Origin of the sequence: Pseudomonas sp. R3-57 (genome assembly GCF_051132065.1) — a bacterium.
Lineage (GTDB): Bacteria > Pseudomonadota > Gammaproteobacteria > Pseudomonadales > Pseudomonadaceae > Aquipseudomonas.
This window is the reverse complement of the sequence record NZ_CP071655.1, coordinates 3,772,659-3,794,062: the sequence shown is the minus strand read 5'-3', so window position 1 is coordinate 3,794,062 and position 21,404 is coordinate 3,772,659. Positions and strand designations below refer to the sequence as shown.

Below are 21,404 nucleotides of genomic sequence, written 5' to 3'. Positions count from 1 at the left end.
GGCTCAGAGGTCGCGGACCATGAGCCATTGTTCGTTTCCCCAGGCTTGAAAGTTTTCCAGTGCTTGCCAGCCGCGTTTGGCGTAGTAGTCCCGCTTGGTTTGCGTATGGAGGTACAGACGTGACCAACCGCGATTTTTTGCCTCCTGGCAAACCCCGTCAATCAAGCATTCCGCCAACCCGTGCCCCCGGGCGTCAGGGCTGACGAACACGCAGGCCAGCCAAGGTCCGAGGTCGGGCCGCAGGGCAAGATCGGCGCGAGCCAGTGCGGCGCCACCGATCAACTGCTCATCGTCGAGGGCAACGAGGCAAGGCCAGTCACCATTGCTTTGCCCTGCGGCAAATTCGCGTTGCCATTCGGCGAGCGGCTGCTGAGCGTATTCGTAAGAAAAATGGCTGTGAATCCATTCGGCATAACGGTCGCTGTGGTGCAGGTGATCGGCTAGCCAGACGAGGTGCAGAGACATCGGTCGAGTCCTTTCCTGAATTGAACGTGCATCAAAAACCAATCTTGCGTTGCAGGCAATCAACGAGGTGTTTCAGGCGCTTGACAGATTGCCACCATTCATCGGCAAAGCCCCGGTTTTCAAGGGTGGGCAGACGATCGGCAGGGACGCCGATCAGCAGTAGCGCGATAGTGAAACTGGCAGGGCGTTGCCAAGGATCCGCCCCCTGTTTGATGCCTCAGTCACTGTGTAGCGGAGCACCAAAGCATGAGTACCCCGATTGATCTCACCGCCCTGAAAGAACGCCAGAAGGTGGCGTGGGCCAGTGGCGATTACGCCTTGATCGGCACCACGCTGCAGATCGTCGGTGAGAACCTCGCCGAGGCCTGCGATCTGCGGTGCGATGAGCAGGTGCTGGACGTCGCTGCTGGCAATGGCAATGCCACGCTGGCGGCGGCGCGGCGTGGGTGTCTGGTGACTTCAACCGACTATGTTCCGGCATTGTTGGAACGCGGGCAGGATCGGGCGCGGGCCGAGCATCTGGATGTGACGTTTCAAGTGGCTGATGCCGAGGCGTTGCCGTTCGCTGACGAGAGTTACGACGCGGTGTTGTCGACGTTCGGGGTGATGTTTGCGCCGGATCAGGCTCAGGCAGCGGCGGAGTTGGGCAGGGTTTGTCGGCGTGGCGGGCGGATTGGTCTGGCCAACTGGACGCCGGGCGGTTTCGTGGGGCAGATGTTCAAGGTGCTTGGCCGGCATCTGCCTCCGCCGGCCGGGGCGCAACCGCCGTCGAACTGGGGCACGGAGGCGTGGCTGCATACGCATTTTGTTGATCAGGATTTTGTGGTTGAGGTGACGCGCCGGCATTTCAATTTTCGTTATCGTTCGGCGGCGCATTTCATTGATATTTTTCGCCATTGGTATGGGCCGGTGCACAAGGCTTTTGCGGTGTTGCCGCCGGAGGGCGGGGAGGCGCTGGAGGCGGATCTGACGGAGTTGCTTGAGCGGTTGAATCGGGCGGGGGAGGGATCGTTGGTGGTGCCGAGTGAGTATCTTGAGGTGGTGATTGGCAAGCGTTGATTTTTTCTGGTTTGAGTGGGGGCATATCCGTTGCTTCGGGTGCTGCGGCTGGCGGTTTCGCCCTTACGGCGAGGCACTTTTTCCAGACGCCGAAAAAGTACCCAAAAAGGCTTGCTCCTACGTTCGGCCCTCGCAGGCTCGGGTCCCTTCGCTGCGGGATCGATCCGGGCGCAGCGGCTACGGTTTGCTTCGCTGCACCTACTTCCGCTGTGTACGACTTCGTCGTACGGTCGCTGCGCTCCCACGCCCGGATCAATCCCTCCGCTCAGCCTTCCGATGTCGCTGGTTAGGCAAGATCAAGATCAAGAGCACTCGAGCTTGCGCTCATTGTTGAGTGGTTAGAAGCGGCGCTTGGCTTGAGATTTGCGGTGGATTCGCCCCTCACCCCAGCCCTCTCCCCCTGGAGAGGGAGCTGATCTGTGTTGGCTTTGAAATCGTGTACGACTCGGTATTTCAGGTTGGCGCAGCTCTCGCATCCACCCCGGTCAGTCCCCTCTCCCTCCGGGAGAGGGCTAGGGTGAGGGGCTTTTGATTTTCAGGCTCAGTTCAAGCATCTACCCGATCGCCGCCATCGCCAGCAGGCTAGCTCCCACAGGCTGGCGGCATTCCAACTGAAAACATACGATCAAAATGTGGGAGCTTGCCTGCAAGCGATGGCGGCGCAACGGCCGGCCAATCTCTTCTGCGATGCCCCTTACTTCACCTGCCCCCGATCAAACCATTCCAGCGCCGTGCGCCAGATGCAGATGCCCAGGAAATAAGCCGACATCAGCAACCAGACACCCATGACCATCGGGTTGATCTGCGGGTGGTTGAGTACCAGCGACAGGCTGCACAGCAGCCATATCGCAGTGACGGCAATGTTGATCGGCATGAACCGGCGGACGCGGAACGGATGCAGGAATTTCATCCGGGTCACGGTCAGCAATGCCAGGCCGATCACGGTGAGGAAGGTGATCCACGGTCCCGGGCCGATGATGTACAGGCACAGCGCAACCACGTTCCAGGCGGCCGGGAAGCCGACGAAGTAGTTGTCTTTGCTTTTCATGTTGACGTTGCAGAAGCAGAACAGCGACGACACCAGAATCAGCGATACCGTCAGCAGCAAGGTGTAGTCGGGCAAGGGGATGTAGCGATAGATGAACAGCGCCGGGATGAATACGTACGTCAGGTAATCGATCACCAGGTCGAGGATCGAGCCGTCGAAGCTCGGTAGCACCGATTGAACATTGACCTTGCGCGCCAGCGCGCCGTCGAGGCCGTCGACGATCAGTGCCACGCCCAGCCACATCAGGCAGTGGGTCGGCTGGTTTTCCAGCAGGGCGAGGGTCGCCAGGAATGCGGTGACCACGCCAGTCGCGGTAAAACCATGGGCGCCCCATGCTTTGAGCCTGGCGATGTGTATGGTCGATATCACGGGAGCGTTCTCCAGAAAATGCAGCTGGCCGGGGGTCGCCCGCAGGTAGCAGGGCGCCGGCAAACCGGGTCGGGTTGCAGCTATCGACCGGTTTGGCCGGGATAAGGTTCACGCACCATCAATCTTAGCCGGGCGGTGAAAAAATTCCTCGACCGGGGCCGCCAGCGCTCAAGTGTCAGCCAAACGGTGCTGGCGCTATGGCTGGCGGGGTCTATCGTTGCCTGACGCAGTCACGGCTAACGCCTGAGGATGACGTCATGAACACCAGTGATTTGCTTGAACAGTTGTTGCGGGGCCAAGCCTCGGGGCGACCCTCCACAGGCGCGTCCGCCGGGGATGGTCTGGGTGGGCTCGGTGGTTTGCTCGGCGGACTTTTGGGCGGCGGTCAGGCCGGTGGCGCTGGCGCGGCTGCATCCGGCGGGCTCGGCGGGTTGCTTGGTGGCTTGCTCGGCGGAGGCAGTGGCGGATTGGGCGGTGCTTTGGGCGGGGCGCTGGGCGGCGGCAGTCGCACTCGTTCTGGCGGTACCAATTACGCCGCACTGGCATCGCTGGGGATGATGGCGTATCAGGCTTATCAGGCCTGGCAACGCAGCCAGGCCAGTGCGGCGCCGCCACAGATTCCGCAAACCGCCGATCTGCTCGCCGGCCCGCAAATCGAAGAGCATAGCCACGCGGTACTGCGCGCGTTGATCGCGGCGGCCAAGGCTGACGGTCGTATCGATAAAACCGAGAAACACCTGATCAGCAGCGAAATCGGCAAACACACCAGCGATCCGCAGCTGCAGCAATGGCTCGACGCCGAAGTCGCCAAGCCGCTGGATCCTGCCGAAGTGGCGCAATCTGCGCAGGGCGAGCCAGCGGTGGCGGCAGAAATGTATCTGGCCAGCGTCCTGCTGGTAGACGACCAGCAGGACGCCGAGCGCCGCTACCTCGACGAACTCGCCGCCGCCCTGAACATCAATCCCGATTTGCAGGTGCACCTCGAAGCGCAGGCCAAAGCTCAGGCCTGATCTAAAAGCCAAAACCGCCCGACAATCAAAGCCCTTGGCGTTCCATCCGTCAGGGGCTTTTTCAGCTCGATTGAATTTTTCTCACGGCGCATCGCTCTTCTGCATAACAGAGCCAGTCTGCAATCGGTGCGCCCATGAACAGGAATCTCGACGACTACAATCGCATGCGCGATTTTTCCGCGACTTCGGAACCGGCCGCGGTCAAGCGTTCCGGCCGTAAGGCTGCGAAGGATCATGCCTTGCAGTTCTGCATCCAGAAGCACGACGCTTCGCACCTGCATTACGACTTTCGCCTCGAACTCGACGGCGCGCTCAAGAGCTGGGCGGTGCCGAAAGGGCCGTCGCTCGACCCCAAGGTCAAGCGTCTGGCGGTGCACGTCGAAGATCACCCGCTGGATTACGCGACCTTCGAGGGCAGCATTCCCGAAGGACATTACGGCGCCGGCGATGTGATCGTCTGGGATCGCGGGGTGTGGATTCCCCTCGACGATCCGCAAAAGGCTTACGCCAAAGGCCGGCTCAAGTTCGAGTTGCAAGGCGAGAAGCTTGGCGGTGTGTGGAATCTGGTGCGCACGCACATGCCGGGCAAAAAGGAGCAGTGGTTCCTGATCAAGCATCAGGACAACGCCGCCCGCCCGCAGGACGACTACGACGTACTGGTCGCGGAACCGGACAGTGTGTTGAGTGAACGCACGATCGTCGCCAGCCCGAAAAAATCCGCCGAACCGGCCAAGCCGCTGAAAAAAGCTCCGGCGAAGCCCCGCAAACAGGCGACTGGCAAACTCACCGGCGCACACAAGGCCAAGTTGCCAGCGCAACTCAAACCCGAGCTGGCGACACTGGTCGACAGTGCACCGGAAGGGCAGTGGAGTTACGAAATCAAGTTCGATGGTTACCGGATCATGGCGCGCATCGACGGCGATCAGGTGCAACTGTTTACGCGTAACGGCCACGACTGGACGCACAAACTGCCGCAACAGGCTGAAGCCTTGGCGGCATTAGGTCTGGAGTCGGCCTGGCTGGACGGTGAAATGATCGTCGCCAACGAGCAGGGCGTGCCGGATTTTCAGGCGCTGCAGAACGCCTTCGAAGTCGGGCGCAGCGGCAACATCGTTTATTACCTGTTCGATTTGCCCTATCTCAATGGTGTCGATCTGCGCGAAGTCGCGGTCGAGGAACGGCGTGCCGCGTTGGCGACCATTCTCGGCACGCAGAAAAGCGAGTTGCTGCGCTTTTCCGAAGCCTTCGAAGAGACCCCGGACGCGCTGCTCAACAGTGCCTGCCAGATGCAAATGGAAGGCTTGATCGGCAAGCGCCTCGGCTCGCCTTACGTATCTCGGCGCAGCAGCGACTGGATCAAGCTCAAATGCAAACACCGGCAGGAATTCGTCATCGTCGGCTACACCGATCCGAAAGGCGCGCGCAGTGCCTTCGGCGCCTTGTTGCTCGGCCTGCATGATAGTGACAGCGGTGAATTGCGCTATGCCGGCAAGGTCGGCACCGGGTTCAACGAAACCACCTTGAAAAGCATTCTGGCGCAACTCAAACCCTTGCAGGCCAAGAGCGCGGCGGTGGTCAACCCGCCCAGCGGCTTCGAGGCCAAAGGCGTGCACTGGCTCAAGCCGAAACTGCTGGCGGAAGTGGCATTTGCCGAGATGACCAAGGACGGCTCGGTGCGCCACGCCGTGTTCCATGGCCTGCGCAACGACAAACCGGCCAAGGCCATCACCGAGGAGCGAGCGAAGCCCGTGAAGACTGTCGAGAGTGAAACTGCCGAGAAAAAACCGACGAAAAAAGCCGCTGCCAGCAAGGCTCCGAGCAAGGCTGCGAGCAAAAAAACCGCGCCAAGCAAAACCGAAAGCGCACCGTCGCAAGCCAACCTGGCCAACGGCAAAGTGCGTATCACCCACCCGGACCGGGTGATCGACGCGGTCAGCGGCACCACGAAAATGCAGCTTGCCGAGTATTACGCCAGCGTCGCCGAATATATTCTGCCGCACCTCAAGGATCGCCCGGTGGCGCTGGTCCGCGCCCCGGACGGGATCGCTGGCGAACTGTTCTTCCAGAAGAACGCCGAGCGCCTGGCGATTCCCGGCATCAGCACGCTCGACAAAGACGTCACCGGGCAGCCGGTGATGATGATCAACAGTGCCGAAGCGCTGATTGGCGCGGTGCAGATGAGCACCGTCGAGCTGCACACCTGGAATGCTACCCAGAGCGACCTGGACAAGCCCGACCGCTTTGTCCTCGACCTCGATCCGGACCCGGCGTTGCCGTGGAAAAGCATGGTCGAAGCCACGGCGCTGACCCTGACCGTGCTTGATGAACTGGGGCTCAAGGCGTTTCTCAAAACCAGTGGCGGCAAGGGTATTCACTTGGTCGTTCCGTTGACCCGCAAGCACGGCTGGGATGAGGTCAAGGATTTCAGTCACGCCATCGTCAGCCATATGGCCAAGCTGTTGCCGGACCGTTTTTCAGCGGTGTCCGGGCCGAAAAACCGCGTCGGCAAGATCTTCATCGATTACCTGCGCAACGGTCTGGGCGCGACCACCATTTGTACTTACGCGGCGCGCGCGCGCGAAGGCATGCCGGTGTCCGTACCGGTTTTTCGTGAGGAAGTAGCGGAGATCAAGGGCGGCAATCACTGGAATATTCATAACGTCCATGAGCGCCTGGCCGAGGTCGGTGAAGAGCCGTGGGCGGACATGAAGAAAACCCGCCAGACCATCACCGCGCAAATGCGCAAACGCGTCGGCATGAAAAAATGATCAGGCGTCGCGCAGCAAGTCGTGGGCGTTGAGCAGTTCGAAGGCGATCGCCGGGTTGTTGTTCAAGCCTCGGCGAATCGCCGTCGGGATCGCTTTGCGGGTTTTGCGGCACAGCCCCGGTAGGTCGTCGATCTCGATATCGATACCGAGCATCGTCCGGACTTCGTGGAAGCCTGGGGAGACTTCAACGCGAATACCTAACTGGTCATACATGCGTTTTTGCAAATGACGCAGATCGTCGAGGTCTTTGAGTTGTTCCAGACGCGCCAGCAGGACTTTTTCTTCGTTGCGGGTCAGGCGCAGGATGCGTAGATCCGCGCCGGGCGTGTCCAGCAACGGATCGCGCCCGCAAACGCAGGCGCCGGGTGGGCAAGGGGAGCGCAAAGGCGCGGTGGTCGTCATGGCCTCCATCATAGAGGCCGTCGGACCGTTTTGCCTATGTGCGTGAGGCAGCCATCCATCGGCCGCCGTCTCCCTGAAAACTAAGGTTTCAGGCCTTCGTAATGCACCAGAATCGCATTGGCGAGGTCTTCATCGCTGGCGTTGAGCCCCGGGTTGTCCTGGCGCACCTGCTGCAGCACCGATTCAAGATAAACCCCACGAATGGCCCCGCCACTGGCGACGAACGCAGACACGTCGTCACGGGCCGGAATGACCATTTTGTCGTCCTTGAAGGTTGAGTACAGCGAAGCCGATACACCGGCCGAGGTGGCAACATCGCCCGCATCGACACGGGCCAGCGCCGAACCGACCGGCAGGCAAAGGAGTAGAGATGAGACGAGCACTAACTTGCGCATGACGGTGTTCCTCCGAAGGCGCGAAGCGAAAGGGAAGGGACTACATAACGTCAGAGATGTTCGGCGCGCGGGAGTTCCGTGAGCGGCGAAAACGCAGCGGCAAGGAACCGGGCAAAACGGCGAAGGGTCTACCGCTTGCCTGTATTGTTGAGAATGACCCAATGCTCGTCAGAGTCAGCGACAACGTTGCCCGCCCCGCAGATACGCGAATCGAAGCCGCCTTGTTCGGCGGGTTTGTCCTGCTGGCCATCGCCCTCGGCATCTCCCCGCGAAGTCGCGTCGATTGGCTGCTGGAAAATGTGCTGGCCGTGACGCTGGTGTTGGCCCTGGTGCTGGCATATCGGCGGTTTCGCTTGTCGTCCTGGTCGCTGGTGATGATCTTCGCCTTTCTGTGCATCCATGAAGTCGGCTCGCATTACACCTACTCGCGGGTGCCCTACGATCAATGGAGCACGCTGCTGACCGGCGTCAGCGTCAACAAGGTTCTGGGCCTTGAGCGCAATCACTATGATCGGCTGGTGCACTTGAGCTACGGATTGCTGATGGTCTGGCCGATTCGCGAAGTGCTGCTGCGCCTGACCCCGTTGCGCGGCGCCTGGCTGGTGCTGATGACCTTGAACGTGGTGCTGGCGACTTCGGCGTTGTACGAATTGATCGAGTGGATCGGCGGCGCTTATCTGGGCGATGACACCGGACAGGCCTTCGTCGGCGCGCAGAAGGATCCCTGGGATTCGCAGAAGGACATGGCCCTGGCGCTGTTCGGCGCCGGGCTGTCCTTGCTGATGTTGGCAGGCTGGCGTCGTGGAGCGCAGCGCTAAGCGGTCAGATCACTCCGCAGGCCATGCGATCGCCGCCACCGCCCAGTGGTTTGGGCATGTCGGAGTGGTTGTCGCCGCCGGCATGAATCATTAGGGCATGGCCCTTGATCTCGGAAATTTTCTTCAGGCGCGGGGCCAGCACCGGATAATTGGCGACACCGTCAGCCGTCACATACACCGCTGGCAGATCACCCGGATGGCCCTCGGCGTAGGGGCCAAGGTGCTTGCCGGTTTTCGCCGGATCGAAGTGACCGCCAGCTGCCAGTGCCGCGCCTTTCACCCCATCCTTCACGCCCGCTTCGCAGCTGCCGTTTTCATGCACGTGAAACCCGTGAATGCCGGCCGGCAGCGATTTCAGGTCGGGCGTAAACAGCAGGCCATAAGGCGTCTCGCTGACGCTGACCGAGCCGATCGCCTGCGGCGCGCCGTCGGCGCTGACCAGATTGATCGCGACTTTTTCCGTTGCTGCCTGTGCGGTGCCCATCGCCAGGGTGCCGAGCAGGCCAAACCACAGTGCGCGTTTCATAAGCGTTTCCTTCAGCTGCATGAATGTTCGAAGCGATGGATTAATAGCCTGCCAGCGTTAACCGGCGATGAAGGTGCAATCCATCGGCGCTGCAGCGTGTGACTGGCCGCTCGACCGAAAAGTTTTGCCGGATTCAAGTCGCCGCTGACATCAGCCGATACGCTCTGTGTCGGCAGTTCCATGCAAATAGGCTTAACTGAAATCCGACAAGCGCAATCCAGCGTGCCCACGGGAGATTCCACGGTGTCGATCAAACTGCGTTTGGTGTTGCTGATTGCGACCAGCCTGCTGACGGCGCTGATCGTGAGTCTGGTCAGTTATGTCGGCAATCTGCGGATGGCCACGGCGGTCGGCGATAACACGGTGAGCATGAGCGCGCTGCGCAATCACATGGAAGCCGACATGATGCACGACGCCCTGCGCGCCGATGTCTATTCGGCGATGTTGGTCGGATTGGGCAAAAGCAGCAGCACGGCGGCGCAGGTACGTGATTCGCTCACCGAGCACGCCGGGCATTTTCACCAGGTGCTCAACGACAATCTGAAGCTGCCGATCAACCCGACATTGCGCACGGCGCTGGAGCAGATCAAGCCGAGCCTCGACACCTACATCGACACCGGCGAACGGATTGTCGAGCTGGCGCTGGACAACCCCGAAGCCGCCCAGCAGCAACTCGGCACCTTCAACGCGGCGTTCAGCCAGCTCGAAGAACAGATGGCAGCGCTGAGCGAACTGATCGAGTCCAACACCCAGCACACCGCCGAGGTCACGGAAGCAGCGATCCGCAGCGCCAATATCACCCTCGGCGTGGTGCTGCTAGCCAGCCTGCTGTTGCTGCTGGCGCAAGGTCGCTGGGTGATTCGCAGCATCACCGGGCCGTTGCAAACCGCCAGTCGCATCGCCGAAAGCATCGCTCACGGCAACCTCAGCGAGCCGATCGCCGAACCATCCGGCAAGGACGAGGCCAGCGTGCTGATCCGCACGCTGGCGACCATGCAACGCGACCTGCGCAACATGATCGAGGTGGTTCGACGCAACGCCCACGGCGTCAGCGGCATGAGCGAACAGCTCAGTCACGGCTGCCATCAGGTTGCCGACAGCAGTCAGCAGCAAAGCGTCGCCGCCGGCACCATGGCCGCAGCCGCGAGCCAGATGACCGCCAGCATCGAAGAAATCACCCGCCACGCCGAGCGCGCCTTGAGCATGGCCAATCAGGCCGAAACCCTGGCGAAAGAGGGCGGCGGGGTGATCCATCAGGTGGTCAGCGATATGGACGATATCGCCCGCTCTGCACAACAGTCGGCACAGGTCATTCGCACGCTGGACCAGGAATCGGAAGCCATCTTCAACATCATTCAAGTGATCAAAAGCATCGCCGATCAGACCAATCTGCTGGCGCTCAACGCCGCGATCGAAGCCGCGCGGGCCGGCGAGCAGGGGCGTGGCTTCGCTGTGGTCGCTGACGAGGTGCGCAGTCTGGCGGCGCGCACCAGCGCCTCGACCCAGGAAATCGCCGCGATGGTCGCGCGGATTCAAAACAGCACGCGTGAGGCGGTCAGCAGCATGGAGGCTGGGGTGGCGCAGGTTGATAAAGGAATGGCGGTAACCGCCGAGGTCGAACGGGCGATTCGCGAAATTCTTGACGCGACCTTGAGCACCACGCAACTGGTCAACGACATCACCCGCACGATTGGCGAGCAGAGCCAGGCCAGTAACGAAATTGCCCATCAGGTGGAAATGATTGCCGGGATGTCGGAAGGCAACAGCCGGGTAATCGGCCAGACCGCGACGACCACGGACGAGTTGTCGAGCCTGGCGGGGCAGTTGGCGCAGTCGGTGGATCGGTTTCGGTTGTGATAACGGTTGGATCAATTGCAATTGTGGCGTCTGATAAAGCCCCATCGCGGGCAAGCCCGCTCCCACAGTGAGTAATGGTGTAAACACCCTTGCATTCACAACATAGAACCCTGTGGGAGCGGGCTTGCCCGCGATGAGGCCAGCCCGAACGAAATTGATTCAGGCTGGATAATCACGATCAGAACTTGAACGCCTGTCGCCCAATCAGCAACCACTTGCCCTGCTGCTTTTGCCAGATCTGAAAGTTCTCGATCTCGGTCGGCACCACCTCGGTCCCCTTCAATGCCTGCGCCGAAAAATGATTGCGCACCAGCGCGGTATCGCCGGACAGGGTAATGGTCTGCTTCTGCATTTCCAGGGTCTTGAAAGCGCTTCGGCCAGTTTCGATGTCGGCGATGAATTCCTGCTTGTCCTGGACCTTGCCGCTGGAATGGCCGTAGGTCAGGTTGGGCGCGGTGATGGCGTTCAGTTTGGCGATGTCCTTGTGCAGCATTGCCTGCGTCAGATGGTCCACGGCCTGGGCGACGTCCTTTTCCGCCGCAGCAGGCGCGGCCATGGCGTAACCGTTGAAGGCGCAGAGAAAGCCGATCAGCAGTCGGGTCTTGGTCATTGCGGTAGTTCCTTGTTGTTATGGGTTGATGACTGACTTGGCATGTATTCATCAGTCATCGTACAACGTAGCAGAGTACCCAGCGATCAGTCAGCACTTTGCGGCGCTTCGTCGTCGCTGGAAAAAGCCGTGAGGCGCAGAGTCATGTTCGGCCGCTGTCAGCCGATAAAGCGCTAGTGGTGCAAAACGACTTTCAAGTCGGGAACAGACGCGCGGGTTTGCCCTGACGTGATATTCTGCGCGCCAACTTGGTTTGACCTTATTCAGTCAGCGTGCCCGCAGGCGCGCTGGCAGGATCCCTGTCGCTCAAGTAGCTGAAGCCAATAATGATAAGAAGTCAGTTCAGAAGGGACATCAACTGAGGTCGATGCGGCATGTCGGCCTTGTGTGCCCACCCGTCAAAATTGAAGTGTGCCGGAATCTGCGACGCCAGCCTGAGCGTCATCAAAGCGGATCGCATGCTGATAACAGAGGCGGGCGGAAGGCGTTTTATCATAGGTGCAACAGATGTTTAAGAAAGTGAACACAGCCTTGCTGGGTCTGGCTTTGGCAATGGGGATGACATCCGCCAATGCTGACGAAGCAAAGAAAGTCGACGTCCTGCTGATCGGCGGCGGCATCATGAGCACCACCCTGGGTGTGTGGATCAATGAGCTGGAGCCGAGCTGGTCGATGGAAATGGTCGAGCGCCTCGATGGCGTCGCCCAAGAAAGCTCCAACGGCTGGAACAACGCCGGTACCGGTCACTCGGCACTCGCTGAGCTGAACTACACCCCGGAAGACGACAAAGGCAACGTAACGATCCCGAAAGCCGTCGAGATCAACGAAGCGTTCCAGGTGTCCCGTCAGTTCTGGGCCTGGCAGGTTCAGCAGGGCGTTCTGAAGAACCCTCGCTCGTTCATCAACACCACACCGCACATGAGCTTCGTGTGGGGCGATGACAACATCAAGTTCCTCAAAAAGCGCTACGAAGCCCTGCAGGCGAGCCCGCTGTTCGCCGGTATGCAGTACTCCGAAGATCCGGCTGTGATCAAGAAGTGGGTTCCGCTGATGATGGAAGGGCGTGACCCGAACCAGAAAATCGCGGCCACCTGGAGCCCGCTGGGTACCGACATGAACTTCGGCGAAATCACCCGCCAGTTCGCCGCGCACCTGCAGACCAAGCCTAACTTCGATCTGAAACTGTCGAGCGAAGTCGAGGACATCACCAAGAACGCCGATGGCACCTGGCGCGTCAGCTACAAAAACCTCAAAGACGGCACTAAAACCGAAACCGACGCCAAGTTCGTCTTCATCGGCGCTGGCGGCGGTGCCCTGCACCTGCTGCAGAAGTCGGGCATTCCTGAAGCCAAGGAGTACGGTGGCTTCCCGGTGGGTGGTTCGTTCCTCGTGACCGAAAACCCGACCATTGCTGAACAGCACCTGGCCAAGGCTTACGGTAAAGCCTCGGTGGGTTCGCCACCGATGTCGGTTCCGCACCTGGACACCCGTGTCCTGGACGGCAAGCGCGTTATCCTGTTTGGCCCATTCGCGACCTTCAGCACCAAGTTCCTCAAGGAAGGTTCGTACCTGGACCTGCTGACCAGCACCACCACGCACAACATCTGGCCGATGACCAAGGTCGGCATCAAGGAATATCCGCTGGTCGAGTACCTTGCCGGCCAACTGATGCTGTCGGATGAAGACCGCATGAACGCGCTGAAGGAATACTTCCCGAACGCCAAAGCCGAAGACTGGCGTCTGTGGCAAGCCGGCCAGCGCGTGCAGATCATCAAGCGTGATGAGGCTGCAGGCGGCGTGCTGAAACTGGGTACCGAAATCGTTGCTGCTCAGGACGGCTCCATTGCCGGCCTGCTGGGCGCATCGCCAGGCGCGTCGACCGCTGCACCGATCATGCTGAGCGTGCTGCAGAAAGTCTTCAAAGACAAAGTCGCCTCCCCTGAATGGCAAGCCAAGCTGCACCAGATCGTCCCAAGCTACGGCACTCAGCTGAACAGCGATCCGGCCAAAGTGGCCGCAGAATGGGCTTACACCGCCAAGATCCTCGAACTGCCGACGCCTCCGGTGATCGGTCAGGCCGCTGCTCCGGCAGCCGGCGCTGCGGCTGAAAAAGCCCCGGCGCTGAAGGACAACGCTGCACGCGACATGGCCCTCTAAAACAGACGCCTGACGCACAAAGCCCACTGCACCGGTGACGGTCAGTGGGCTTTTTTGTGCCTGCGCTTCAAGCCTTGGCTTTGGCCAGGTAAGCCCCCAGCCGCCGGCCCATCTCTTCACCCAGCGCCTGCAAGCCGCTCAACGGCCGCACCATCACTTCAAACTCGACAATCTTGCCGTGCTCATCGAAGCGAATCATGTCGATGCCTTTGAGCTCTTTCGTACCGACCCTGGCACTGAATTCGAGGATCACGTTGAGCCCATCGGCACTGGCCAGCTCGCGGTGATATTGAAAATCCTCGAAGACCTCGAACACGGTATTGAGGATCATCGACACCACCGGCGCGCCGGGGTAGGGCGTGTGGGCCATCGGTGAGCGAAACACGGCTCGGGCATCAAGCAGCTCGGGCAGGGCGCGCAGGTTGCCGGTGCGGATCATCTCGTGCCAGCGCTGCAGGGATTGGGCGACGGCGGCTTGCAGGTTCAGCTCGGTCATGGGGGCTCCGTTTTTTGTTGTTGTTCTGTCGATCGCGCTGACTGTAGACCAACCTCGTTGAAAGGACATCATGCAGTGCCGAGCTGAATGCCAAACCATCGCCCATGCGGATCAGATGCGCATTTGATCCGTATTTTTTCGCTTTAACTGACGCTGTAACCGGTTCAGCCAAGCGCTCACAATGCCCCGGCAGTGCGGGCACTCGCGATTTTCCTTCATCCTGAAGCGTCTAGTGCACCGCAAACCCGGCATTGAGGAGAGCAAGATGAACAAGATGGCGATTTTCCTGGGTGGCTTCCTGACACTGACCATTCTGATCGGTTTGCTCGCGACGATTTCTCCGGTCTGAAGCCCCCGCAGTTTTTTCGAACTCCGCCATGTTCGCGCTTTCAGTTGCAGTACAGGGCCATGCCAGCGGCCCCACGGACTGAAAGAAGGAGCGAGACATGCGTTGCACAACCCCGCACGGACGATGGCTATCGATGGGCGTGCTGCTGACGGCGCTGAGCGGCTGCGCGATGAGCAACACCGAGTCGCCGGTACAGACGCCCGGCAAAGCCAAGGCCTCCGACACCGAGCTGCTTGAGACCGGCGCGCAATGGCTGCAAGACAAACCGCCGATTCGCGCCTTGAACCTCTACCTCGACGGCTTTCACTTCTACAACGGGCACCCCGATGTGCAAATGGAGGCGCACCACTATTGTTCGGTGCTCAACGAAGAAGTCTTTCAATGCGTGATCTATGACGGCAACAGCGCCGAGGCGAAATTGATGGGCGTCGAGTACATCATCAGCAAACGCCTGTTCGCCCAACTGCCCGCCAAGGAAAAAGCGCTTTGGCACAGCCATGCACACGAAGTCACCTCCGGCCAACTGGTCGCCCCGGGCATCGCGCAAGTCGCTGAAACCCGGCTGATGGAAAAACTCGCCAACACCTACGGCAAGACCTGGCACACCTGGCACACCGATCAGGACAAGCAACTGCCGCTTGGCGTACCGCAATTGATGATGGGCTTCACCACCGACGGCCAGGCCGATCCGCAGATGGTGCAGCAACGTGACCAACGCCTGGGCGTCGACACCGCGAAAAACAAAACCGCCCGCGCGGCGATCAAACCGGCGCCTATCGAGCAGGGCGCCGATGCCTGGCAACAGGGCAATGTGCTGCAACTGCCAGACCCGACCGGGCACACGCATCTGATGCCACGTCCATCGACGGGCAGCGATAAGAATGCTCGGGGTACGCAGCCCACACCTTGAGTAATGCGTTCGGTCGCTCCCACAGGGCTTGCAGTTGCGCACGAAAACCTGTGCTCATCCCCAATCCCTGTGGGAGCGAGCCTGCTCGCGAAAGCGGTGGGTCAGCCTCCGCCGCTGCGGCGACTTTCCATCCCCTCCGGTTTGCCCATGTCCAGCAATCGTCTTTCCAGCAAAACACGCTCAAGCGCCTGGCGTTCCACCAGCGCCATCTGGTGCTCGCGCTTTTTCAACTCCAGCAGGATGGGGCTGGACCAGGTGCGGTAGGTCTGTTCGATGTTGCGGTGCGATCGCATCAGTCTCTCCTTGATCAAGAGCCCGGTGTTGCGGACAGGGGCTCAATCCGATGAGGATTTAACGTTAGACGACAAAACTGGCGGGTGCCTGGTTTCTGCAGATCCCGGATCAATAATATGGGCGATTGCTTGCGCAACCCGGATCAGATGAATTGATGCATACTCGCCCACCGCCTGCGCGATAAAGCTCGCTGCCACAGGCGTTCTCGCCGGTTTTCAAGCTGCCGCACGAACCCGAGCCGCTGCGGTCGTAGTCTTCACCGAGCCGCCTCACTGTGTGGAGATCCAATGAGCCAGGAAGTCCTGACCACCGAAACCAACCGTCGCCAGTTGCAGCAAATCATCGCCGGGCTGTCGGACGGGGTGATTTTGCTGGAACTCGATCAAAGCATTCTGTGGGCCAACGAAGCGGCGCTGGCCATGCATGGCGTCAGCCGCATCGGCGAGCTGGGCAGCAATGCCGAGGAATACGCCAAGCGGTTCAGCCTGCGCTATCGCAACAATCACACCTTGCCACCGGAGAACTATCCGATCAGCCGAGTTGCGCGCTGCGAAATGTTCAGTGACGTGCTGATCGAAGTCTCGCCTGCCGATGACCCGGAGCGCATCTGGGTGCACAGCGTGCGCAGCATGGTGCTGACCGACCGTTTGGGCCAGCCCGAGTCGCTGGTGCTGATCATGAGCGATGTCACCGACTGGGCCAACGCCGAGCAGCGCTTCGAAAAAACCTTCAATGCCAACCCGGCGCCGGCGGTGATCTGCCGCCTTAGCGACTTGCGCTATATCAAGGTCAACCCGGGGTTCCTCGAAATGACCGGCTACAGCCGCGAACAAGTGATCGGAACCTCGGCGTACGAAATCGATATCTTCGAACAGGCCGAGAAACGCGATCTGGCCATCCAGCGACTGCGCGACGTCGCGACCATCCCGCAGATGCAGGCCGAACTGCGCCTGCCCGATGGCGGCAGTAAACAAGTGATCGTCGCTGGGCAACCGCTGTTGCTCAACGATGAGAATTGCATGCTGTTTTCCTTCGTCGACATGGAGCCACGGCGCAAGGTCGAACTCGCCCTGCGTCAGAGCGAAGAGCGTTTCGCCAAGGCGTTCCGCCTGACCCCGGTGCCGATTCTGATCTGCAGCGCCGACCGGCAGGAGGTCATCGACGTCAACCAGGCGTTCCTCGAAACGCTGGGCTATGAGGCTGATGACGTCCTCGGTAAAACCGTCACTCAGTTGAAGTTCATCGATGATGAAGGCGAGCGCACGCGGCTGCTCGCGGCGCTGGCAAACAATGCTCGAATAGATCGGGTCGACGTGCGCGTGCGCAAGCGCGACGACGAATTACTGGAATGCGCGGTGTCGGCGGACACGGTGAAGATCCACGACACGTCCTGCTATCTGCTGGTACTGATGGACATGACCGAGCGCAAGCGCTCCGAGCTGGAACTGGTCGCCGCGATTGAAGAGGTGATGAAGGATGCGTCGTGGTTCAGCCGCACGCTGATCGAAAAACTGGCCAACGTGAAAAAGATCAATTCGCCGCAGTTGCCGAGCGCGTCGTTCACCGACTTGACCGCGCGCGAACGCGATGTGCTGGGGCTGATCTGCGAAGGACTGGCGGACAAGGAAATCGCCGCACGGCTGAAGCTGGCACCCAATACCGTGCGCAATCATGTTGCCACCGTGTACTCCAAGCTCGACGTCCACAGCCGCAGCGAGGCGATCGTCTGGGCGCGCGAACGCGGATTGTTTTCTGGCGAGTGGGGCGCCAAGGGGCAACGCTAGGGGTGCAAATGCACTAGTGATTCGGGTGCAAATTCGTGTATTGGCCGTCGAGTTCAGTTCTTAGGCTTGTGGGGTGCGGTACGAGCTTTTTGGCACGGGACCGCGTCCCCCTCGATGCAGCCAAAGGAACAACCCAAATGATGAATCTTGCACAGTTGCGTGCGCAGCTTGAGCGCAGTTTTCCGCCGCTGGCGTGTGAGTGTTCGGTCGATGGCGATCATTCGCTGACGGTCAAGCTTTACCACAAGGAGTCGGGAGCGGTGGATCTAGTGATCAGTGGTCTGAAGCTCAATGAGTTGCGCACGCCAGAGTCGGTGCAAGCGCTGGTCGATGAATTGCGCTATGAGCTGGAAAGCAACTCGCTACGCTCATCGGCTGAATCGGGCTTGTGATGGGCTTGTATGGGAGCGAGCCTGCTCGCGAAGGCGATCTACCTTACGACGCCTTTTCCCTCACTGACTCGACCTCCAACACAAAATCGACAGCTCCAACCCGTTCAAACAGCCTATCCACTGGCACTTGCAAGGGTCTCGGCTATAAATAATGAGTCGTCAGGTTTTCCGTGACCCGTTGGGTCGCGGGAATTCGTCTCTCATTCACCGCGGGTCGTCCTATGAACAATTCTGGGAATCGCGTGTTGCCGTTGGCTTTTCTATTTGTGTTGCTGGCCGGCTGTGCCAGTCCACCACCCCCAGCGCCAGTGGCGCCACCACCACCGCCCGAGCGCACCTGTCAGGTCATGGAAAACACCGAGGTTGCCGGTGACATGTACGTGGACGGGCAGGTCACCCGGCACATCACCACCACTCGTTGCATCACTCAGTAGCAGCGGCGCACAAACCCTGCGGGAACGAGCGTGCTCGCTTCCGCAGGGCTGGCTTGTCTGAATAGTCAGATCAGGACAGGAAACCGCCGTCCACGTTCAGCGCCACACCGGTGGTGTAGCTTGATGCATCGCTGGCCAGGTACAGCACCGCGCCGGCCATTTCGCTTGGATCAGCGACACGCTTGAGCGGGATCTGCGTCAGTGCCTGTTTGAGGATCGCATCGTTTTTCACCAGTGCCGAGGCGAACTTGGTGTCGGTCAGGCCCGGCAGCAGGGCGTTGCAGCGGATGCCGAATTGCGCGCATTCCTTGGCGAACACCTTGGTCATGTTGATCACGGCCGCTTTGGTCACCGAATAGATGCCCTGGAAAATCCCCGGCGAGATGCCGTTGATCGAGGCGACGTTGATGATGCTGCCGCCGCCGTTTTCGCGCATCAGCTTGCCGGCTTCGACCGACATGAAGAAATAGCCGCGGATGTTCACATCGACGGTCTTTTGAAACGCCCCCAGGTCAGTGTCCAGCACGTTGCAGAACTGCGGGTTGGTCGCGGCGTTGTTGACCAGAATGTCGAGGCGGCCGAACTGTTCCTTGATACCGGCGAACACCTGAGCAATCTGCTCCATTTCACCAATGTGGCAGGCCACGGCCGTGGCTTTGCCGCCGGCGGCGACGATCGCTTCGGCGACATGCTGGCAGCCGTCGAGCTTGCGGCTCGAGACGATTACATGCGCGCCTTGCTGGGCCAGCAGTTTGGCGATGGCTTCACCGATACCACGGCTGGCGCCGGAAACGAAAGCGATCTTGCCGTCGAGGTCGAACAACTGAGTCTTGGACATAAGGGTTCCTTGGTGTGGGCCGTCAGAGGCTCGATTTCGCAATGACCTGCAGGCTCATCTGCTCCAGCAGTTTGTTCATGTGAATGAACTGCGCGAAGCGTTTGTCCTGGGTCTGGCCATGGTAGAAGCGGTAGTAAATCTGCTGCACGATGCCGGCGAGGCGGAACAGGCCGTAGGTGTAGTAGAAGTCGAAGTTATCGATCTGGATGCCCGACCGTTCGGCGTAGTAATCAACGAATTCACGGCGGGTGAGCATGCCCGGCGCATGGCTCGGCTGGCGGCGCATCAACTGCACGGGCGCCGGGTCGTCAGCCTGGATCCAGTAGGCGAGGGTGTTGCCCAGATCCATCAGCGGATCGCCGAGTGTCGTCAGTTCCCAGTCGAGCACGCCGATGATCTGCATCGGGTTCTGTGGGTCGAGGATGACGTTGTCGAAGCGGTAATCATTGTGGACGATGCTCGACGTCGGATGGTCGCCGGGCATCTTGTTGTTGAGCCAGGCTTTAACCTGATCCCAGTGCGGCGCATCCGGGGTCAGGGCTTTCTCGTAGCGCTCGCTCCAGCCTTTGATCTGCCGGGCGACGTAACCTTCAGGTCTGCCCAGGTCACCCAGGCCGCAGGCGTTGTAATCGACGCGGTGCAGTTCGACGAAGCGGTCGATAAAGCTCTTGCACAGCGCTTCGGTCTTCGCTGAGTCGAGGCTCAGTTCCGGCGGCAGATCCGAGCGCAGGATGATGCCCTTGACCCGTTCCATCACGTAGAACTCGGCGCCGATCACCGATTCGTCGGTGCAGTGCACATAGGCTTTCGGGCAATACGGGAAACCGTCGCGCAATTGATTGAGGATGCGGAATTCGCGGCCCATGTCATGGGCGGATTTGGCCTTGTGGCCGAAGGGCGGACGCCGCAGAACGAATTCCTGCTCGGGGTATTCCAGCAGGTAGGTCAGGTTCGACGCACCACCGGGAAACTGGCTGATTGCAGGTGTGCCGGTCAGGCCCGGAATGTGCGCCTTGAGGTACGGATCGATCAGGCTGGCATCGAGTTCTTCGCCGGAGCGGATACGTGTGGACTGGTCAGTAAGCGCCATGCTTATCCCTTCTGCTTATTTTGGAGGCCAGACATCATTGGCTAATCTAATGGCACGCTCGTGCAGCGACAAGCGCGGGTCGGTCTTATAGGTTAGCGTGTTGCCCGATAATCACCTTTGGGAATGAGCCCTCCCTTCCGAGCGGAAGGGGCTACAGGCGTGGGCCGTTGGCGATGCAGAAGCCGGGTTGGCGATCTTCAATAAACGCGCTGGTCGTTAAGTCGGGGTGGGAGGGAAACGGGGGTGAGTACCGCTTGCCCGGAGAAAAACGCCACGAGGTTTTTCCCCACCAACTCCACCGTACCCTGCATGGCTTCCGGCGACAGACCTGCAACGTGCGGGGTCAGCAACACGTTATTGAGTGTTTTCAAGGTGTCGGGCACTTGCGGCTCGTGGTCGAACACATCGAGGGCGGCACCGGCGATCCGCCGTTGTTCGAGAGCCGTCACCAGATCCGCCGTGTCGATGACACTGGCGCGGGCGATATTGACGATGAAGCCGTTCGGGCCCAGCGCATCGAGTACCGAGCGAGTAACCAGGTGCTGCGTGCCGACGCCACCCGGCGTGGCAACGATCAGGAAATCCGCGGCCCGCGCCAGCTCGGTCGGGGTTGAGCAGAACGCGTAAGGCACATCACTGCGCACCTGACGGTTGTGATAACTGACCGACATGTCGAAACCAAGATTGGCCCGTTTGGCGATCGCCATGCCCACTGCACCAAGCCCGAGGATGCCCAGACGTTTGCCGGCCAGCGACGGACGCATGATCTTCGGCCATTCACCGCGGCGTACCGCAGCGTCACAACGGGGTATATCGCGCACCAGCGCCAACAGCATCGCCATCGCATGGTCGGCCACCGACGAGGCGTTGACCCCGGCGCCATTGGTCACGGTAATCCCACGGTCACTGGCCGCCTGCAAATCCACTTGCTCGTAACCGGCGCCGATCACCGTGATGATCTTCAGTGCGGGTAAGGCAGCGATTTCCTCGGCAGTGAGGCCCAGCGGACCACGGGTCAGCACTGCGTCGATGCGGCCGCCATGACTGGCAATGGCTTGCGCACGCTCGGCAGGCGTGGGCGCGAGAATCAGGTGAAAACCCTGATGTTCGAGAATCGGCAGATAGTCATTGATGGTTTCAACCAGTACCAGAACGGTTGCGGGCATTGCACGGCTCCTGAGATCAATGGCGGATGGGGCGCGAAAATCGTTTCAGCGTGCTGAATCCGCCGCGTTTTGGCAATCATGATCATTCGCGCAGTCGTGCATTGATTCTGGACGGCTTCGGGCAAGAAGCAAGGCGTAGCAGCACAGCGGTGATTCGCTGTGCTGCG

The 21,404-nt window shown here is 60.2% G+C and carries 21 protein-coding genes and 1 pseudogene; 11 read left to right on the top strand and 11 right to left on the bottom strand.

From position 1 onward, the window contains the following. Positions 1–3: 3 nt before the first annotated feature. Positions 4–465: a GNAT family N-acetyltransferase gene (locus J3P93_RS16955; RefSeq protein ID WP_434589857.1), complete on the bottom strand. Its 462-nt coding sequence runs from the start codon at positions 463–465 to the stop codon at positions 4–6. Positions 466–711: 246 nt separating this feature from the next. Here J3P93_RS16955 and J3P93_RS16950 point away from each other — a divergent pair, with 246 nt between their 5' ends. Beyond that, positions 712–1,524 carry a class I SAM-dependent methyltransferase gene (locus tag J3P93_RS16950; RefSeq protein WP_434589853.1) on the top strand — a complete coding sequence of 271 codons (813 nt, stop codon included), beginning with the start codon at positions 712–714 and terminating at the stop codon, positions 1,522–1,524. Positions 1,525–2,218: 694 nt separating this feature from the next. Here J3P93_RS16950 and pcsA read toward each other — a convergent pair. Next, positions 2,219–2,941: a phosphatidylcholine synthase gene (gene pcsA / locus J3P93_RS16945; protein WP_208937882.1), complete on the bottom strand. Its 723-nt coding sequence runs from the start codon at positions 2,939–2,941 to the stop codon at positions 2,219–2,221. Between the two features lie 257 nt (positions 2,942–3,198). On the opposite strand from pcsA, the gene J3P93_RS16940 reads away from it, so the two are divergent. Both J3P93_RS16940 and ligD read left to right on the top strand, forming a co-directional pair. After that, positions 3,199–3,951, top strand: coding sequence for a tellurite resistance TerB family protein (locus J3P93_RS16940; protein ID WP_434589850.1), 753 nt, complete (start codon positions 3,199–3,201; stop codon positions 3,949–3,951). Between the two features lie 134 nt (positions 3,952–4,085). After that, the gene (ligD, locus tag J3P93_RS16935; RefSeq protein WP_434589848.1) at positions 4,086–6,719 is read left to right on the top strand and encodes a DNA ligase D; all 2,634 of its coding nucleotides are present in this window, start codon (positions 4,086–4,088) and stop codon (positions 6,717–6,719) included. Here ligD and J3P93_RS16930 read toward each other — a convergent pair whose 3' ends face one another. Both J3P93_RS16930 and J3P93_RS16925 read right to left on the bottom strand, forming a co-directional pair. Continuing rightward, positions 6,720–7,121, bottom strand: coding sequence for a hypothetical protein (locus J3P93_RS16930; protein WP_434589846.1), 402 nt, complete (start codon positions 7,119–7,121; stop codon positions 6,720–6,722). Positions 7,122–7,201: 80 nt separating this feature from the next. Further along, positions 7,202–7,516 (bottom strand): DUF2388 domain-containing protein, encoded by a 315-nt coding sequence (locus J3P93_RS16925; RefSeq protein WP_090282773.1) that lies wholly within the window; start codon positions 7,514–7,516, stop codon positions 7,202–7,204. Positions 7,517–7,677: 161 nt separating this feature from the next. Here J3P93_RS16925 and J3P93_RS16920 point away from each other — a divergent pair, with 161 nt between their 5' ends. Then, a complete protein-coding gene (locus J3P93_RS16920; protein WP_434589844.1) occupies positions 7,678–8,334 on the top strand; it encodes a DUF2238 domain-containing protein in 657 nt (218 codons plus the stop codon). 4 nt (positions 8,335–8,338) lie between these two features. On the opposite strand, the gene sodC is transcribed toward J3P93_RS16920, so the two are convergent. After that, the gene (sodC, locus tag J3P93_RS16915) at positions 8,339–8,860 is read right to left on the bottom strand and encodes a superoxide dismutase [Cu-Zn] SodC (protein ID WP_434589841.1); all 522 of its coding nucleotides are present in this window, start codon (positions 8,858–8,860) and stop codon (positions 8,339–8,341) included. A gap of 180 nt (positions 8,861–9,040) precedes the next feature. Here sodC and J3P93_RS16910 point away from each other — a divergent pair. Both J3P93_RS16910 and J3P93_RS16905 read left to right on the top strand, forming a co-directional pair. After that, positions 9,041–9,811, top strand: a pseudogene (locus J3P93_RS16910) (MCP four helix bundle domain-containing protein); the annotation flags it as partial. 42 nt (positions 9,812–9,853) lie between these two features. Continuing rightward, the gene (locus J3P93_RS16905) at positions 9,854–10,717 is read left to right on the top strand and encodes a methyl-accepting chemotaxis protein (RefSeq protein ID WP_434598418.1); all 864 of its coding nucleotides are present in this window, start codon (positions 9,854–9,856) and stop codon (positions 10,715–10,717) included. A gap of 178 nt (positions 10,718–10,895) precedes the next feature. Here the strand turns inward: J3P93_RS16905 and J3P93_RS16900 are convergent, their stop codons facing one another. Next, positions 10,896–11,327, bottom strand: coding sequence for a nuclear transport factor 2 family protein (locus J3P93_RS16900; protein ID WP_434589838.1), 432 nt, complete (start codon positions 11,325–11,327; stop codon positions 10,896–10,898). A 507-nt stretch (positions 11,328–11,834) separates the two neighbouring features. On the opposite strand from J3P93_RS16900, the gene mqo reads away from it, so the two are divergent. Next, positions 11,835–13,484 carry a malate dehydrogenase (quinone) gene (gene mqo / locus J3P93_RS16895; RefSeq protein ID WP_203421612.1) on the top strand — a complete coding sequence of 550 codons (1,650 nt, stop codon included), beginning with the start codon at positions 11,835–11,837 and terminating at the stop codon, positions 13,482–13,484. Between the two features lie 67 nt (positions 13,485–13,551). On the opposite strand, the gene J3P93_RS16890 is transcribed toward mqo, so the two are convergent. Continuing rightward, the gene (locus J3P93_RS16890) at positions 13,552–13,980 is read right to left on the bottom strand and encodes a nuclear transport factor 2 family protein (protein ID WP_434589835.1); all 429 of its coding nucleotides are present in this window, start codon (positions 13,978–13,980) and stop codon (positions 13,552–13,554) included. Between the two features lie 446 nt (positions 13,981–14,426). Here J3P93_RS16890 and J3P93_RS16885 point away from each other — a divergent pair, with 446 nt between their 5' ends. Then, the gene (locus J3P93_RS16885) at positions 14,427–15,239 is read left to right on the top strand and encodes an OBAP family protein (protein ID WP_434589832.1); all 813 of its coding nucleotides are present in this window, start codon (positions 14,427–14,429) and stop codon (positions 15,237–15,239) included. A gap of 101 nt (positions 15,240–15,340) precedes the next feature. Here J3P93_RS16885 and J3P93_RS16880 read toward each other — a convergent pair whose 3' ends face one another. Beyond that, on the bottom strand, positions 15,341–15,532 hold the full coding sequence (locus J3P93_RS16880) for a hypothetical protein (RefSeq protein ID WP_434589829.1): 192 nt from the start codon (positions 15,530–15,532) through the stop codon (positions 15,341–15,343). Between the two features lie 288 nt (positions 15,533–15,820). Here J3P93_RS16880 and J3P93_RS16875 point away from each other — a divergent pair, with 288 nt between their 5' ends. The 3 genes from J3P93_RS16875 to J3P93_RS16865 all read left to right on the top strand — a co-directional run bounded on the left by J3P93_RS16875 (position 15,821) and on the right by J3P93_RS16865 (position 18,143). Next, positions 15,821–17,317: a helix-turn-helix transcriptional regulator gene (locus tag J3P93_RS16875; RefSeq protein ID WP_434589827.1), complete on the top strand. Its 1,497-nt coding sequence runs from the start codon at positions 15,821–15,823 to the stop codon at positions 17,315–17,317. A gap of 137 nt (positions 17,318–17,454) precedes the next feature. After that, positions 17,455–17,709, top strand: coding sequence for a DUF1652 domain-containing protein (locus J3P93_RS16870; protein ID WP_434589824.1), 255 nt, complete (start codon positions 17,455–17,457; stop codon positions 17,707–17,709). Positions 17,710–17,930: 221 nt separating this feature from the next. Next, positions 17,931–18,143 (top strand): hypothetical protein, encoded by a 213-nt coding sequence (locus J3P93_RS16865; protein ID WP_203421617.1) that lies wholly within the window; start codon positions 17,931–17,933, stop codon positions 18,141–18,143. A 70-nt stretch (positions 18,144–18,213) separates the two neighbouring features. Here the strand turns inward: J3P93_RS16865 and J3P93_RS16860 are convergent, their stop codons facing one another. From J3P93_RS16860 to J3P93_RS16850, 3 genes are all read right to left on the bottom strand, one after another. After that, complete coding sequence (locus J3P93_RS16860; RefSeq protein ID WP_434589821.1) at positions 18,214–18,981, bottom strand: SDR family oxidoreductase; 768 nt, start codon at positions 18,979–18,981, stop codon at positions 18,214–18,216. A gap of 22 nt (positions 18,982–19,003) precedes the next feature. Then, entirely contained in the window at positions 19,004–20,071 is a 1,068-nt protein-coding gene (locus J3P93_RS16855) for a phosphotransferase family protein (protein ID WP_434589818.1), read from the bottom strand. Positions 20,072–20,268: 197 nt separating this feature from the next. Next, positions 20,269–21,237 carry a 2-hydroxyacid dehydrogenase gene (locus tag J3P93_RS16850; RefSeq protein ID WP_434589815.1) on the bottom strand — a complete coding sequence of 323 codons (969 nt, stop codon included), beginning with the start codon at positions 21,235–21,237 and terminating at the stop codon, positions 20,269–20,271. Between the last annotated feature and the right edge of the window lie 167 nt (positions 21,238–21,404).